This is a genomic window from Vibrio sp. ED004, assembly GCF_023206395.1.
Taxonomy (GTDB): Bacteria; Pseudomonadota; Gammaproteobacteria; order Enterobacterales; family Vibrionaceae; genus Vibrio.
In genome coordinates, this window is record NZ_CP066149.1 from 3,641,062 (window position 1) to 3,659,711 (window position 18,650).

An 18,650-nucleotide genomic window follows, 5' to 3' on the forward strand; every position below is an offset into this window, starting at 1 on the left:
TCTCAGCAATAGATATTTATAAAATTATTCACAATACAAATGTCTGTATAAGTCTTTGATTACTTGATTATTCTGAACGATACCTAAATGATCCGTGTCTATAACAGCGGAATATTGGAGGTTGTTATGCTTATTCAACCCTTTTGATAACAGCTCTGAGCGACCATTTGGCTGTCCTGCCCACCAACAATGCAATTGGGTTTTTATGCTCGGTAATTGATACCCGCGACACAAAGCACGCATGTGTTGTTCAACAGCCCAGCTATAGAGCATTTGTTTTGCGTTGTCCGCCATGTAGCGGTCGAAGTTATTTTCCGCCAACCATGTATTAAAGACTTCTGGCCACCTTTGAGGAGGTACTGAATCGAGCAACTCTAAACATCTCTGCCCCTGCGCTTTCGTAATTGAACCAAGCAGCAATGAAATATGTTCCATGAGTTTGGTTTTTGAGGTTGGTGAGTCCCATTGGTCTTCAGCAATTTCAGTGCCTGGCACATAGCAATCGAGTAACCCAACAAACGCTATATCGTCGCCATTCCTCTCTAAACGTAATGAGATTTCCTGAGCAAGTGCCCCACCTAATGACCATCCGACTAATCGATAAGGACCATGAGGCTGGATCTGTTTGATCGTTTGGTAGTACGTCTCGGCCATATCATTAAACGAGGAATCAAATACGCTCTCTGATACAAAGCTCTGTGACTTTATGCCAAATACACTTCTATCTCCTTCGAGTGCTTGTGCGAGTCTCTGGTAACCCGTCACACGCCCTGTCACAGGGTGAATACAGAAAACAGGTTCATTCTCGCACGTTGTATTATTGAGTTTTTCTACCAGTCGCAGATTGGCTAAGCTCTGATTACTATTTGTTACTTTCGCTTCTTGTTTCATAGCACTGACAAGCGCCGTTAAACGCTCAACATACTGCTCTGCTATTTGCTCGATGCCCGCTAATGAATAGTGCGTTTTCGAAAACTCCCATGACAGGCTTAACTGCCCAGACACAACCTGAGAGTTAACAACAAGTGGCGTCAACATCTGATTTAGTCCGGATTGAGGTAGGCTTCCGTCTTCGATAGGTGTACACCAGTGTGCGAAGCCGTCACTTGAGTACTGGCCGAGATAGTTAAACGTTGCGCTTGCTCGAAAACTATCGGTCGTGTCTTTGTTTAAATACCTTACGCCATAGCCGATACCGCCATCTTTCTTAACGCTTTCTTGATAGCTTTGGGTTTGGTTGAGCACATCAAGAATATCAGGTTGGAAATGCCCAATCATTGGGTACAAACTGGTCGTCCAACCCACCATTCTTGATAGATCAACGCCTGAGAAAACAGAATCTTCTCGACCATGTCCCTCTAAATACAGAGGAATCTCAGATTGCGCTTCACTTGTTAATACTGACACTAATGCAGCAATCAACACGCTTTGGATATCTCCGTGATTGGTGTTTGAAACACGCAATAACGTTTGAGTGAAGTCATTCGATAGTTCAGTTTTGTAAACCTGTTTATTTTGATAAAGCGCAGGAGGAAGCTCTTGCTTATTCTTGACTGAATTTGACGATTTCTGGACCAACTTATGCCAAGCGTATTGCATCAACTTTCCTTGCTCAGTAGTCGACCAGTGTTCAACTTGACGGACGGTTTCATTGATTTCACTCGAATTCGGCATTAACTGGATAGCTTGCCCCGCAACTTGTTGTTGATACACCTTCCAAAGGTCATCTAACAGAATTCGCCAAGACACACCATCCACAGCTAAGTGGTGAATAGCTATCATCAAGCGATTTGGGGATTCTGAACATTGCACGTAACCGGCCTGAATTAATCGACCAGTATCGATATCCATGCTTTGATGAATCTCTTGTGCAAATGCTGAAAATGCATCTTCAGAGCTCACTGAGCTTATCCAAAGGTATTGGCGTTCTTGATAAGGTTGATACTGTTGTTTCCAACGACCTTGATGCTGTTTAAATGCGAGCCTCAAACTTGGGTGTTGTTTAACCAACGCCTGAATCGCCAATTCCAGATAGTCGGTATTCATGTCTTGCTTAAGCTCAACACAGATATGCTGATTCCAATGATCAGGCTCAGGAAACTCTTGAGCAAAGAAATGAGCCTGGATCGGCATTAAGCCAAACACTTCTTCGGTCAAAACACGCTCTGTTGCTGCCTTATGGATATCCAAGGCTTCGGCTAGGTCAGTTAACGTTTTGCCTTCAAAGACTTGCTGTGGTGTTAAGTTGTAGCCCGCAACGCGTACTTTACTCACCATTTGCAAGCAAAGTATCGAATCACCTCCCAATGCAAAGAAGTTATCCGCACAACTCACTTGATCTATGCCGAGTAGCTGCTGCCATATATCTACGAGCAACGCCTCTTGTTCGGTTTCAGGTAACACAACTGTCGCGATCGATTGAACGTTCTCATCCATAGCGGGGAGCGAGGCTCTATCAACTTTACCAGCAGGTGTTAAAGGCAATTTATCCAAGAGCATTAATTGGTTTGGGACCATGTAATCGGGTAACTCTCGTGAAAGCGCTTCGAGAATCTCATCAAGATCAAAACGGTCAGGCTCGCTACTCTGCAAATAACCAAACAACTGTTTTTGTTGGCCGGCCTCTTTCACTGCAACAACGCAATGCTCAACCTTAGATAGTGCTTGAAGGCGGCTTTCAATTTCTCCTAACTCAACTCGAAACCCTCTGATTTTAACCTGCTGATCCACGCGCCCTATATATTCCATCACGCCACTTTGATTCCAACGAACCAAATCACCAGTGCGATACATACGTTGGCCTGCTCGTTTGTAAGAGCTATCTCGACTAGTCGTATCATCTGTATTGAAAGGATCAGGTATGAACCGCTCAGAAGTTAAATCCGGTTGGTCTAAATATCCACGAGCCAACCCGACTTCACCGCCGATGTATAATTCCCCAACGGCGCCAAGTGCGACCTTATTGAGTTGCGAATCCAATATGTACAAACGACGTTCGCCGACAGGCTGACCAATCGGAGCATACGCACTGTCCAATTTATCCTGAGGGTATGCACGCCAAATCATCGGTGTGACTACGGTTTCTGTTGGACCATAACCATTGATAATACGCGAAGGGTTCACGACCTTTTGCAAACGTTGATAGGTTTCAGCGGTAAAGGCTTCGCCACCAAGTGTCCAGGAGCGGACATTGATAGATGGTTTTTGATATTCAATCCAATCAAGCAACGGACCCACGTAACTCGGCGGGAAACAGGCAATGGTAATCTTTTCATTGCACAGCACCTCGCAAGTTTTCTCAACACTCCACAACTCTTGATCTCGGATGACAAGCTTGCTACCAAAAGCTAACGGCACTGTCCAACGCTCAACGGCACCATCAAAGCTAATCGAAGCGAAGTGCAGCTCAACGTCTTCTGGTGTCATACCATATTGCTTGCCAATAGTTTGAACGTGCATAGACAAACCATTGTGGTTGACTGCCACGCCTTTCGGTTTACCTGTCGAACCGGAGGTATAAATGATGTATGCCAATTGTTCAGGGAGTATCGTTGGCATTAATTCAGTTGGTAAACATTGTCCGTTACCTAAAGATTGAGTTAAGTCTTGCTGGCGATAAATGAAAGAACTTACTTTTGGTAATGAAACGTCAAACTCAGATTGAATGTTTTGCCAACGGAGCTCTAGGCCTTGCTGGGTAATCACAAACCCCGCCTTAGAATCTTGAACCATATATGCAAGACGCTCAGTTGGATAATCAGGGTCTAGTGGTAGAAATGCCCCGCCCGCCTTCATGACTGCAACCATAGAGACAATCATTTCGACGCCTCTCTCGAACAACACACCGATCGCTTGATCTCGAACTACGCCTTTAGCGACAAGTTTGGACGCCAATTCTGATGATGCCGAATCCAATTGCGTGTAGCTCAACTCAAAGTCTTGATGCTTTAGTGCGATGGCATCAGGTCGTGCTTTGGCTTGAACTCCAATAAGTTCAACAATTGACTGAAACTCCCACTCACCTTCTGGTTGCGATAGTTTTTCTAAAACAGATGCATCGTGTCGTGTGAGGTGATTGATTCGGGCCAGGTTGTTATCTACATGCGACTCCAGACTGCCGATGAGATGTTCAAGTACAGCATTCAACTCAACCATCACATCAGAATCGATTCGATCCTTTGAATACGTGAGCACGACACCTATTTTTCGCTCTGTCTCACGGATATCCAGTGCAATATCGAATAACGCAAATTCCCCGTTTTGTTGCTCAGCCTTCAATGTAAGTTGGCTATCTAATTGAATCTCATCAGCCAACGAACTTTGATGGTTAAAAAGCACTTGAAACAAGGGAGTTTGTCCTGCTTTTCGTTCGTAATTCTTTGGCTCACCGTCGTTTTGCTCAGCCGTGAAAGCACTGACTAACTGATCGAATGGCAATAGTTGATGTTCTTGCGCCTCAAGTACTTTGTTGTGGGCTCCTTCAATCACATCAGATAAAGAGCTGTTAGGCGTTATGGATTGCTGAATAACCATAGTATTCACAAAAAAGCCTATCAGATTAGACACTTCGTGGCGGGTACGATTCGCCATCGGTACACCGACTGATATATCTGTGCGATACGTTACCTTGGCTAAAGCAGCCTGCCATATCCCTAACCATAAGCTCGAAGTCGTTACCGACAACTGACGCGCAATCTGTTTTAGTTTGTCAGATTGCGACTCATTGAGTTCATAGCTGATCGAACCAGCAATGCGTCTTTGATTTGGTGTAACGTCACTATGCCAAGGGAACAGTGGGCTTTGATCTGTTTGTAAAAGCTCACGCTTCCAAAACTCAATATGTTGCTGCCCTTTCCCCGCATCCAATAACGCGCTTTGCCAATGAGAATAATCACGATATTGAATCGCTAACTCTGGCAATTTACCTTGTTGATAAAGCGTAACGAGTTCATTTAAAAATACGCCAATCGACCAACCATCAGAAACGATGTGATGCATGACAAGCTGTAGCTTCCACGAATGATCACCGGTTCGTAAACATTGCATACGAATTGGCAGTTCAGTCTCAAGCTCAAACGCTTTGCCAATAAACTCCTGCTCGGCGTCTTGAATTTGCTCTTGATTCCAACTTTGAGCATCAACACCAACCGGATGCATCACCGCCGCTTTGTCGACAAACTGAATAACCTGCTCTGTGGCACTGGTAATAAAGCGTGTTCTCAACACATCATGGCGTTCTAAGACTTGGTTGACGAGCTGGGTTAATCGGTCAATATCCAAATCACCATTAACTTTGAACGTCCCCGACATATGGTAGGCACTGTTGCCTTTGTCTAGACGATAAATATCCCACAAACGTTGTTGTGCCGGAGACAGCGAGACTTTCTGCTCAGAACCAACCGCAACAATAGGTAGTTTTTCGAAATCTAAACCTTTGTTACTCAGCAGTTCGATAAACTTGATTTGCTCTGGTTTTCCCAGTTGTAGAAAACGTTTTGCTAACGCGTGTCTATCGATTTGTCCTTGGTTAGTCGCCTTGGGTTGAGTCGTCGCTTTTGACTGACTCTTTGTTTGTAGATTGTTCTTGTCTATTGGGTCGTTCATAGCAGCTCCAGTTCGTCCATCAATGCTGCCATGGCATCGAATTCGTCTTGTTGATGTTCATTTTGTGTTTGATATTGAGCTTGCAAGCTATCCGTTAACGCCTGCAGGTTATTGGCCTCGAAAAAGTCTTTCAGTACCACCTCTAAACCAAGCTCTTGATGTGCCTTAGCGACCACTCGAGTTGCTAATAGTGAATGACCACCCAGAGCAAAGAAGTTGTCGTCTAAGCCCACTTGAGGGACTTCTAGAACCTCTTCCCAATTACTCGCAAACCACAATTCCAACTCCGTTTCGGGAGCGCGGTATTCGATTGACTGCCATTCCGGAGCCGGCAGAGCCTTTCTGTCACGCTTACCGTTTGGAGAAAGTGGCATCTCACTCAACCCAACCAATATACTTGGCACCATGTAGTCAGGGAGATGTTCAGAAAGGTGTTTGTTTACAAGATCTGGTTTGTCTTGATCCCAATTGGAGTCGATGACATAGCCAACCAATTGGTCGCCAGTTTGATGCTTAAACGCAATCACAGCAGACTCTTCTACCCATTCGAGTTGATTGATCACATTTTCGATTTCTTCTAACTCAATGCGCAAACCGCGAATTTTGACTTGGTTATCCAAACGACCCAAATATTCCAATCGACCATCAGCAAGTTGAATAACTTGATCACCCGTTCGGTACATTCGGCTTCCTGATGCGCCAAACGGATTGGGTACGAATCGGTCTGCGGTAAGGTCCGGGCGAGCTAGATATTCACGCGCTAATCCAATACCCGCTAAATACAATTCACCAGGAACACCAATCGGCACAGGGTTCCAGTTGTCATCAAGTACATGTAGCTGAGTATTACTGATCGCATAACCTATCGGGATACGCTTAGACACGGGTAACTCACACGGCCAATACGTCACATCGATAGCCGCTTCTGTAGGCCCGTATAGGTTATGTAATTCAACTGGAGCGTTATTAAGCACTTGATCAACAAGGTCGGCAGGTAGTGCTTCACCACTACAGATAATGCGTTTTAAAGAGACACAGTCTGATATGTCTGTTTCTACCGAGAATGCGTTCAACATCGATGGCACAAAATGAAGTGTTGTCACCTGTTCTTGTTGAATGACTTCGGATAGGACACTTGATTGGCGATGAGCTTCAGGCGGCGCGATCGCTAAGCGTGCACCAGTCATCAATGGCCAGAAGAACTCCCATACCGAAACATCAAAGCTAAATGGCGTTTTCTGCAACACACAATCGGATTCATTGAGTGCATATTCTTGTTGCATCCAATTCAAACGGTTTTGTAATGCGGCTTGGGTGTTCACCACTCCTTTTGGCAGGCCCGTTGAACCAGAAGTAAAGATCACATACAACGCCTGCTCTGGATGCCAGTGAACTAATGGTGGCATTGATGACTGCGCTGACGTATCTAGCTGGCTTAAATCGAGATATTCGCAGCCCTCACTTTCTGGCCACAAGTGCATTGAGCTTGAATCCGTAAGCAGCAAGTCTATATTCGCCGACTGCAATATATACTGAAGTCGTTCTGCCGGATAACTTGGATCCAATGGCACATAAGCACCACCGGCACGAGTGATAGCATGCAAACCAACCACTAAGTCAAACGAACGTTCAAGTCCTAAACCAACACGCGTTTCATTAGTAACCCCTCTCTCACGCAGCCAGTTAGCGAGTTGGTTGACACGATCATCAAATTGTTTGTATGTAAGGGTATTACCTTGCATAGATAAGGCGACGGCATCTGGTGTTTTTTCAGCTTGCTGTTGAATCGCTTGTGACGGCGTCACGAACGTACCCCAATCAAGGGAGGTGTTATTGAACGCTCGACTTTGTTGTGTTGCATTCTCATCGATCAAATGAAGTTGGCTAACTAACTTATCACTATTTGTAGCTATCCTATCTAAAAGTAATAGCCAATGCTCAAGCAACGCTTGTGCGAAATCTTGCGTGAAAATCGGAGACACATAGCTTACGAAACCAAGCCACTTACTTTCGGACATCTGTTGGATATCCATACCGATTTCGAGCTGAGCATTCACAACACCCGGATCAAATGGCTCGACATCGAGTCCTTGCCAATCGAACAAGGATTGCTCATCAAAGCTCTGGAAGTTGAAACTGGTTTGGAACACTGGGTGGTAGCGCAGATTTCCGGTAATCCCCAGTGATTCAACCAACATTTCAAATGGGAAGCCTTGTCGCTGTAGTGCCTGTTCGGTGAATGACTTCACTTGATTCAGTAAACCAGAGAAAGACAGTTCTCCACTAAATTGAGCCGGAATAACCAAACTGTTAATGAAGCAGCCTTGCATCGTCTGTGTTTCAATCTGCGTTCGACCCGCAACTGGCACACCAACACGTACTTGCTCTTGGCCGGAATACTTGTGCATCAGCAAGTGCCACAACGTCAGCATGACATTAAAAGGAGTCGTGTTATGCGATACAGCTAATGCAGTGATATTGGAAACTTGCTCACTTGTCAGTTCAAAGTGGAGTCGGTTACCTCGCGTATCCGCTTGTTCTCTCGACAAGTCACTGTGCAATACCAGTGGTTCAATGTCATATTTCAGCGCATTCAACCACCATGCTTTTTGTTCGGATGCTTCTTCAGATTCAAGCCACTGCTTTTGCCAATTCGCATAGTCTGCGTACTGAAAATCATTCGTAATTTCAGGTGTTCGTAGCCCCTGTCGTTTCGTTTTCTCTTCACTTCTGATCATGGACACATAGCAATCAGCCAATTCTGAAAGCAGTTGCTGCATGGCGATTCCATCACAAATAATATGGTGCGCGACAATAAGCAATTCGCCCTGTTTAACATTCGCTGATGTCTCAGGTTTACCGATTATCCAATCAAATCGAATCAGCGAACCTTCAGAAAAATCAAACGGTTTAGCAATCAGATCTTGGTACGCAGACAACCTGTGTTCATCGGATGCAAAGTGAGCATGGAGACCAAGAGGAACTTCTCGCTCAGCATGAATAGATTGCATCAGCTCACCTTCAACCTGGCTAAAGTTCGTCCTCAAGATTTCATGACGAGCAATCAGAATATTGATTGCTCGCTCAAGAACCGTGACGTTCACATCCCCATTAAATTTAAGTCCTAAAGGCATGTGGTAAGCGGCACTGATTGGTAGCAGTTGTTGAACGAACCACAATCGTTTCTGTACAGCAGAAGCCGGCATGTATGGCAGTCGTGACACGCGCTCGATGACAGCCATTTCTCTTCGACTTTGAGGGTCTAACACCACACATTGAGCAGCAAGGTCTTTAAGCAATGGCGTATCAAATACCGCCTGTAACGGCAGCCTGATGTTGTCTTGTTGGTTCAGCCTTCCTACAAGTTGGGTCGCCAATAGCGATTGACCGCCCAAAGCAAAGAAGTCATCCTCACGGCTTATCTTCTCTTTGCTAAATAGCACTTGCCATTGATTTGCTAACGCTAACTCCATCTCCCCAATTGGCGCTATATACTCTGAGCTAGCTTCCTCTTGCCAGTTTGGCATCGGTAGGCGCTTTTTATCGACTTTACTTGCTGGAGTTAAAGGAATCTTATCCATTTTGACAACTTGGCTAGGCACCATGTAATCAGGAAGATCTCTGGCAAGATCTTTCAGAGCCTTATCATTAGATAGCTCGTTATCGCTTTGTATATATGCCACCAGCTGTTTACCTGATGGGCTGTCACAAGCAATGACCGCACACTGCTCCGAACCGGTGATCTTTTGTAGGCGAGATTCTATTTCACCAAGCTCAACTCTAAACCCTCGCATCTTAACCTGTTCGTCGCTACGACCGAGATACTCCATAACGCCATCTGAACGCCATTTCACCACATCTCCAGTTCGATACATTCGCTCACCATTACTTGAGAATGGATCAGGAATAAAACGTTCAGATGTTAGATCAGGACGTTCAAAGTAACCTCTTGCGAGCCCAACTTCTTCCCCTATATAGAGCTCTCCTGAAACACCTGCAGGAACACGGTTTAATGCCGAATCCAGCACGTATAAAGTTCGATTTCCGACGGCTTTCCCGATAGGTGCGTAAGCACTTTCTAATTCGGTTTCTGGATACGCCTCCCAAATCATTGGCGTGACAACGGTTTCGGTTGGCCCGTAACCATTAATGATTCGCTTAGGTTTTAGAACGCGTTGCAATTGGAAATAGGTATCACGAGTGAAGGCTTCGCCACCTAATGTCCACGAACGCACATAGAGTTCGGGGTTACAGCCCTCAATCCACTCTAACAGCGGCAGCACATAACTTGGTGGGAAACACGCAATAGTGATCTGTTCACGTGTTAATACATCGCAGGTTTGTTGAGCGCTCCACAATGATTGGTCTCGAATAACCAAGCGTGAACCGAATGCCAATGGCACAGTCCAACGTTCAATGGCGCCATCAAAGCTGATTGACGCAAAATGTAGCTCTACATCGTTTGCTGTCATGCCGTATCGCTGTCCGATAGTTTGGACATGCATGCTCAACCCTTGTTGCGACACACAAACCCCTTTCGGCTTGCCAGTCGAACCCGATGTGTAGATCATGTAAGCCAGTTGGTCAGGTAATATCGCAGGCTTTTGGCTGAGGGTTTCAGTTAAATCAAACGAGCTATAGCCGATAGTTTTAGCTTGGTTCTTAATACGATTCGCTAACGATTCACTTAATAAATCATGAACCAAAACACGCGCTCCGCTATCTTTGACCATAAAGTCTAAGCGCTCTTGGGGGTATGAAGGATCTAGTGGCAAGAAAGCCGCGCCTGCTTTCATGACACCCATCATTACCACCAGCATATTGCAGTCACGCTCAAAGAGCACACCAACAATATCATCGCGTTCAACACCTTCAGTAATGAGCCTTGAAGCTATCGCCTCACTCTGTTCAACCACCTGCTGATAAGTTAAATGCTGTCTTTGTTGTCCATTATTAACCTCAACGTTCGATACTAGCGCTTCATTATCAGGACGCAGTAACATCTGCTTTGCTACTAAGTCGGTAAACGGTTCAAACGTCCAAGCCTCTGGTTCACGGTCAAATGACCCAAGCTCACTCACCTGCTCTGGAGCCAATTCTGGCAGTCGTCCTAAGTCTGCCGTTAAGTGTTGGACAAGTTGAGTTAGATAGTGTCGATTAGTCGCACACAGGGCTTCTATTTGCTGGGGTGTAAACTTGCCCTCGTCGTAAGCAAAAACAATGCGAAGCGACTCGCTCGGCAAAATAGCCAAGGTTAACGGGTAATGGGTAAACTCATAACTTTCTGGCTCACCAATGCTAAATTCACCGTTCCCTTCACTATTTAGAAGTGCTTCATCCAATGGGTAGTTTTCAAAAACCACTAAGGTGTCGAATAGATTCTCACCAGACCACCCAGTTTGTGCTTGGATATCAGACAGAGAAGAATAACTGAACTCACGCTGATCACTGGATGATGTTTGAATCTCTAACATCCATTCAGATACTGATTTAGAAAGATCAATTCGATGTGAGATAGGCAACGTATTAATAAACAAACCCACCATCGAATCACTATGAGCCAGTTCTGTCGGACGCCCCGCTACCGTATTACCAAAAACTGGGCTCTCTTGCCCGGTGAAGCGATTCAATGTCAGTAGCCAAGCTGCTTGAGTTAACGTGTTAAGCGTCACACCCGCTTGTTTTAGCTTAGGTAACCATTCGCTGATGGTCTCAGATGAATAGTCGTCATTGTAACGATGGAATCTGGATACGTTAGACTCAGTGACCTCGGCATTCGGTTTTCCAAAAGATTCAACCAAACGTGTTGGTGATTCCATGTTTTGAAGGTAGCGCTGCCAATACTGATTAGACTGCTGACTATCTTGGTTCTGTATCCAAGACAAATAGTCTGAAAACTCACCTTTGACTGGTGCAACAGTATGGCCTTGATACAAGGCAAACAAATCGCTGAGTAGTACGCCCGTACTCCATCCATCCATTAGAATGTGGTGGATCGTAAATATACATTGCACTTGATCATCATGGGTTTGAACGAAATCGACGCGCCACAAAGGTTTTACTTTTGCATGGTCAACAAACTGCTCTAACTCAAAGCCTTGCTCAATCGTTTTCTGTTTGTAGGAATCAAGGTCAAATTGGCTACGCTTTCGAACATCCAATATCGTGTAATCCAGACTAAGCTCTGGCCATTCGGCAAGGTAAGCCCCACCATCAAATGAGAACAATGTAGAACGCAGCATTTGGTGTCTATTCATTACACCTTGCCAAGCATCAATCATCTTTGTCACATCAACGTTGTTTAAAGGCAACGTTATCTGATTGACGTACGTACTATTACTTTCAGAGAGCTTCGCGTGGAAATAGAGACCTTGTTGTAAGGTTGATAACGGTAAAATTGTTCGAGGTAATGAGCTTGATGCAACTGATGGACTTGATAAACTTGCACCAGCACAAAGTTGATTTAATTGGGTTTGGGTCAATTCAACCAATGGTACATCGCTGGTGGTCAATACCGGATTGGCTTCAATAAACAGTTCATGTAAACGTTCGATGCTGCTATCAAATGCCGCATGTAGTGCCTCAACTTCAACTTGTTTGAAACTGTGGCTATCCAACTCAACATCCCATGTTAAGTGCTCAGTGTGCACAGAAGCATTGATAACGATCGCCGCATCTGCAGCGTTTGATTCATCACGCCATAAGCCCGTATTTGTTACCTCAACCGCGTCATTCATCTGTTGAGTGAGATTGCCTAGATAGTTAAACAGCACATCCATATCACCAACATGAGGCCAAAGATTTTGCATTACGCCAGCATGAAACGTGACGCCGCCAAACTCGTCTGCATTACAATTATCTTTGAGGGATTTAACCCACTCTTCCAACGAATCAAGAGCAGGAACGGCTTGCGGATATAATGATGTGTACCACCCGACAGTTCGACTTAAATCAACCCCGGAGTTTTCGGTATAGCGACCGTGAGATTCACGATGAATGGTTAACGCCTTTCCTTGGTTTAACGAACTGACCGTTAAAGCACTCACAATGAATGCAATTTGTTCCGGAGTGAGGCGAGCAAATTCTTGGCCAGCTTTATTTAGAGCATTGATTTTTGATAAAGGAGTATGCCATTGCATCGCAATTGGCTTTCCACGTTTTGTAGGATAAAGCGGTGATTTCGTTTGCTCTGTCCAGTACATTTTTTGATCTTCAGATATCGTCAATGTACTTAAGGTATGGCCCCAGTTACCTTGATGATGAGTCTTTTGACCCAATAAGAGTTCAGGTGATGCTTTTTGGGACGAATCTTGAGTGTCATAAGCTTCTTGATATGCATTATAAAGCTTAGCAAGATCTTCAATAATCACAGGCCACGAAAGTGCGTCTACAACGAGATGGTGAATCGCAATTAAAATTTCGCTTTGCTGACCAAGTTCTCCCTGTTTGTTCAGGCTGCGAGTTCCGACAGCACCAATGACACCGTGAGTTAGATCTATGCTCGCCTGAACTTGTGTAAGGTTTATCTCGTCTTCAAATGAATGAATAGCAAACTCGGCATTGTCTTGATAATTTGCCGTCGCTTTTAATGAAGAGTCCGACGAATGAGCAAAGTGCAGTCTCAATGCGTCGTGGTGTTCAACAAGACCTTTGAATGAAGCAGTCAATCGTTCAACATCTACTGGGTAGTGCCAATTAAACTGGATAAATTGATTACAACGACTCAGTTTAAAATGATCAATGTATCTTTGCTGAATGGGTAGCAGTGCGACTTCCCCTTGGAGCTTATTCTGCTCAGCTTTGACCAGCTTGGTTTCTGTCAGATTGTCCGCCATATCACTTAACTTCGGAAAATCGAAAACTTGTTTTGGCGATAACATCAAACCTTGTTGACGCAACTTTCCGACTAGTTGAAGAGCCATAATCGAGTCACCACCTAGCGCAAAGAATTGGCTATTCGCTCCAACACTCTTAACCTTAAGTAGATCACACCAAATATCAGCCAGAAGTTGTTGTTGTTCGTTCTCAACTTTACCTTGTTCGGTGTGAAGCTCAGACCAATCAGGCGCAAGCAATTGCTTTCTATCAACCTTACCTGCAGGTGTCAGTGGCAACTTGTTTTGCACAGTAATACAGGCAGGTACCATGTAATCAGGCAGCGTTTGTCCCAATTGTTCAATCCATCGCGCTTCTTCATTTCTATGAGTACTTCGCGATAAAACATCGTTTAGTTCGACCTCATTTGCTTGAGTCTCGCTTTGTTGCCCTTCACTTAGCTGAACATAACCGACAAGCTTTTTACCCGTAGGAGATTCGTGATCAACAACAGCACAGAACTCCGCACCTGAAAGCGCCTGAAGTTGGGATTCGATCTCCCCTAGTTCGACACGGAACCCACGAATTTTAACCTGTTGGTCTACCCGACCTAGGTACTCCATGATGCCATCATCGCGCCACTGAACGAGGTCACCCGTTCGATACATCCTCTCGCCATTATTAGAAAATGGATCAGGAACAAAACGTTCAGCAGTTAAATTAGGCTTTTTCAAATAACCTTCAGCTAAACCCACTTCAGAACCAATGTACAACTCACCACTGCAGCCAAATGGCACTTGGCTTAACTCAGAATCAAGTACATACAGCTTTCTGTCACCGACTGGAGTTCCAATCGGCGCGTATGCGCTCTCCATTGAATCTTGTGCATACGCTTCCCAAATCATCGGCGTGATAACCGTTTCTGTTGGACCATAACCGTTAATGATTCGTGGGGGCGCTAACACGTCTTGGATTCGTTCAAAGGTCTCTCGAGTGAACGCTTCACCACCCAAAGTAATAGACCGCAGTGCCAATGGCGGTTTTGTCGCTTCAATCCAGTCGAGTAACGGACCGACATAGCTTGGAGGAAAACAAGCGATGGTCACTTTTTCTTGTTGCAGTACATCGCAGGTCTTTTCCGCAGTCCATAACTCTTGATCGCGAATCACCAAGCGAGAACCAAAGGCTAAAGGCACAGTCCAACGTTCAACCGCACCATCAAAACTAATCGATGCAAAGTGCAGTTCAACGTCATCTTCACTCATGCCATATCGCTGACCAATCGTTTGAACGTGCATGCTCAAACCTTCATGAGATATGGTGACGCCTTTTGGCTTTCCCGTTGAACCAGAGGTATAGATGATATAGGCCAGCTCTTCGGCCAACGGACGTTTAAAAGAATTATCTGAAGGCAAACCTGAAAGCTCTGCACTCTCAACACAGAACTGAGTAACACCATCACTACTGTTTAATGCATCGGTGCATCTAGACCTAGATTTAGAATGAGTCAGGAGTAGTTCTGCCCCACTATCTTCCAACATAAAATTCAATCGTTCGGTTGGGTAATCTGGGTCTAAGGGTAAGAAAGGCGCGCCCGCTTTCAGAACGGCGATCATTGACACGATCATATCGACGCCACGCTCCATCATCACACCAATCGGTGATTTTGACGTGGTCTTTTGAGACAAAATCGAATGCGCCAACTGGTTTGAACGAGTCTCCAACTCTAGATAGCTCATTGACTCATTTTGGTGTTTTAACGCAATACTATTCGGGCACTTAACGGCTTGCTCCGTCACTAAATCAGTAAACGGACGATAGTGCCAAGAATGATCACCCGAACCATATTGGTCTATTAACCTCATGTCCTTGCTTGAGATTGCATTTACCGACGCTACAGCTGCATCTGGTGATTGAACAATGGTCGTTAAGTTTACTTTAAAGCTCTCGATGAATTTGGTGATAAACGGACGAGTGAACTTCTCTTTTGCATAGACAAACCGCAGTGGAGCGTCGCCTTTATTAATAACGTCCAACACCAATTCAAATGGAGTTTCTAGTACTGGGAATTCTTCAAACTCGGCCGAAACTCCGTTGGTGTTCAGCGAGAATTTACCACCATGATTCCGGAAGTTCAGTGCCGTTGTAGGAAGTGGTAAGTCGCAGGTTAGCGCTTCTAATGGTGTACTTTCGTAGGCTAGCGACGCTTTCATTGAAGCCTGAGTGTTGTTGACCAATTGAGACAGCGTCATTTCTGCGTCAATGCGATAGCCCATCACCGCACTATTCACATAAAAGCCAACCGTTCTGCGATTCTTAGCATTACGGTTTAGCGCAGGGACACAAATAGAAGGATGAACATTAGAAGAATACTGGCGTAGCGTGAGCATCATTGCAGACGCTAACACCTCAAACTTGGTCGCGCCTAACTCACTGCTTAACTTTTTGATTGATTCATTGGTTTCGTTAGACAAGCTAACAAGCTCATGTCTCGCCCCGTAAGTATCTCGCGATTGGTCGCTAAGATTTGAGATCGAGAGCGACTCTTCACCGATAAACTGATTCTCGACCCATGCTGCTTTCTGTTGCTTATAGAGATCAGACGTTTCTGCACTGGTCTGCTCTGCTGCGTAGTCAAGATAACTTTGAACCTCTTTCCCATTGTAGATTTTACCTGCAACCGAATTCACCAGCATCTTAATTTTGATTTGAAATGACCAAGCATCAGTGACGATGTGATGTGTCGCAAGCAACACAGCAAAGCGATGCTCAGCGACTTGATAAATACAGCAGCGTGCTAGGTTGCTTTCCACCAAGTTGAAAGTCTGTTGCCAACGTTGGCGAGCATCCTGATTGATAAACTCGACGGTATTCGAATCACCCCGCATGTCGATATAATCATGTTCAACAGGACTAAAAGGCATCACTCGTTGAACGGCTTTTCCCTCAACTTCAGCAAACTGACTACGTAACGAAGGAAATGCCGATACCATTTCGTTTAATGAATGTTGAAGCTTTTCAACAGTAACACCGTTACCTTCAAACCAAAGTAAGCCACCCAAGTTATAGGCTAGGCTCATCGGTTGTAATTGCTGAAATAACCACAAGCGTTGTTGAGAGTATGAGAGCGGATTCCAAGGTGTTACGGAATCCAAAATTTGTTCATCATCCACTGACATTTTATTACCTAAGCATGAAATTTGGTTGCAGAAACCCTCTCTTCGCCCACGACAGGCGAAAAGTACAGGTATTGGCTAAAAGCTAAATGGGTTTAGTTTTCTAGGGCAGCTATCGCGTCGCGTAAACTTTTCGGGCGCATATCGGTCCAAACTTCACGGATGTGTTCAAGACAATGTTCTTTGTTGCCTTTTACTCCAACCTCAATCCAACCGTTTGGCACTAAGTGATAAGTTGGCCAAATGCTGTATTGTTCTTGCGCGTTTATAACAACGGTAAATTCTGTATTTGGGCTATCAATACTCATTCTTTCCTCAACTAACTTTGTTTTATTGTGTTTTTGAGCCTAACTTGGCTCTTAAAAACTCAAGCGACAACACTTTCTAGTGCTTGGTGCGCTTGAGCTAAATTCCCTTTACTCAACTCAATGAGGTTGCCGGTATCCATTTTGAAAATTCGGTCTGCGGCATCAAAATAAGCGTCATCATGAGTAATCGCGATAACAGTCACACCACGCTGTTTAAGTAGCGGAAGTAGCTGGCGGTAAAAGAGTTTTCTGAATCTTGGGTCCTGATCAGCGGCCCATTCATCAAGTAGAATGCATCCACGTTTTTCGAGTACTGACATCATCAATGCCAGTCGTTTCCGCTGACCTTGCGAATATCTCACGTCGCTCAACTTACCTTGCTGATGTTCGACCTTGTGCGCCATTTCAAGTCGTATCATCCACTCATCAATATCTTGGTTTTCGATGTCTTGGCCTTCACCATCGACGATTTGATGAAACAGATGAAAGTCACTGAACACTGCTGAGAATTGATGGCGATAGTCTTGCCAATGTTCTTGAGTTACTTCGTTACCATCGACATAAACCTGGCCAGAATGCGGTCGGTAAAGCCCTGTTAGAAGGCGAGCAAAGGTCGATTTTCCACTACCATTCCCACCAATAATAAAGATGTGTTCACCACGTTCGATCTTGATGTCAATCGGACCGACACCAAAAGAGTCACCATCAGAATCTGAACGATATCGATAGCTGGTACCTACGAGTTCAAGTGAATTGAAGACTTTGGTTTGCGCGAGCTTCGGGTTGAGGCTTAGTTCGGTGCTCAAGTCTAACGACGACAATTTCTTCATCGAAATGTTGGCGGTGATCAATGTTGGAATTGAGCCGACTGCCGACATCAATGGCGTTCTCATGAACAGCACAACTAAGGCGAACGTAGAAGCGACTTCCAGTGATGCCCACCCCAAACCCGTCGCAAGGTAAAAATTCAAACCGATTAACGCCAATACAACGGTGTTCGCCATGTTGGCTGCAAAACCATTTAAGATGTCTGCTTGTGTCACTTCTTTTCGATAGCCTTCCGCATTCGCCGAAAAAGTTTCATCAAAGTAACGTTTGGCCCTGAATGGATTTAACGAGAGCTCTTTACGACCATCAATCAAAGACTGGTAATCGTGATACAGTTTGTCGTCATATTCACGAACCTGTTTAACGTGCTTGATGATGCGTGTAACGAGTATATAGCCAACAACACCCGTTAAAGAGAGCATTAATAAGCTGATACCAAACAATGGCATAGACAAAAAAGCCAAGTAGGCCAAAGCCACCGCTGTTAGCACTAAGCCATAAATCAACTCTGGTAAATGTACGAATGCGATAGTGATATTTCGAATATCGGTATTCAGTGAAGCAAGCACCCCTGCACTTCCTACTTTTTCAACTTGTTCGATATCGGTATTCAAGAGTTGAGAAACCAATTCACAACGTTTGTTGTAAACGAACTTATGACCCAATTTATGAAGTGCGACCTGTGCGAAAGTGGCTGTCACCAACAAACCAATCAACAACAAGGTGAACTGGAGCAAAGTGTTAGAAAGTGGCTCACTACTCTCGAGCAACTTGTGCTGAATAAACGCAATTACCCCTACACTAAGAAACGCGCTCGCAATACTTAACAAGATCACAAGGGACAATGACTTTTTCTGTTTTTCAGCCAGTAATAGGATTAATCCCATCTCACATACCATTTAATTAATTATTATTGTGA

The 18,650-nt window shown here is 44.7% G+C and carries 4 protein-coding genes; all 4 read right to left on the reverse strand.

Features of this window, described 5'->3' with window-relative positions; translation table 11 throughout:
- Positions 1-24: 24 nt before the first annotated feature.
- Positions 25-5,604, reverse strand: coding sequence for a non-ribosomal peptide synthetase (locus tag ITG10_RS16740; protein ID WP_017632925.1), 5,580 nt, complete (start codon positions 5,602-5,604; stop codon positions 25-27).
- A complete protein-coding gene (locus tag ITG10_RS16745) occupies positions 5,601-16,598 on the reverse strand; it encodes a non-ribosomal peptide synthetase (RefSeq protein WP_248386535.1) in 10,998 nt (3,665 codons plus the stop codon). The genes ITG10_RS16740 and ITG10_RS16745 overlap by 4 nt, the downstream gene beginning before the upstream one ends.
- Before the next feature lie 92 nt (positions 16,599-16,690).
- Entirely contained in the window at positions 16,691-16,903 is a 213-nt protein-coding gene (locus ITG10_RS16750; RefSeq protein WP_017632929.1) for an MbtH family NRPS accessory protein, read from the reverse strand.
- A 59-nt stretch (positions 16,904-16,962) separates the two neighbouring features.
- The gene (locus ITG10_RS16755) at positions 16,963-18,618 is read right to left on the reverse strand and encodes a multidrug ABC transporter permease/ATP-binding protein (protein ID WP_017632930.1); all 1,656 of its coding nucleotides are present in this window, start codon (positions 18,616-18,618) and stop codon (positions 16,963-16,965) included.
- Positions 18,619-18,650: the final 32 nt, after the last annotated feature.

Excerpts from the sequence above, each read along its gene's own strand:
- ITG10_RS16750 (WP_017632929.1), bottom strand. The coding sequence starts at position 16,903 with ATGAGTATTGATAGCCCAAATACAGAATTTACCGTTGTTATAAACGCG.
- ITG10_RS16745 (WP_248386535.1), bottom strand. The coding sequence starts at position 16,598 with ATGTCAGTGGATGATGAACAAATTTTGGATTCCGTAACACCTTGGAAT.
- ITG10_RS16755 (WP_017632930.1), bottom strand. The coding sequence starts at position 18,618 with ATGGGATTAATCCTATTACTGGCTGAAAAACAGAAAAAGTCATTGTCC.
- ITG10_RS16740 (WP_017632925.1), bottom strand. The coding sequence starts at position 5,604 with ATGAACGACCCAATAGACAAGAACAATCTACAAACAAAGAGTCAGTCA.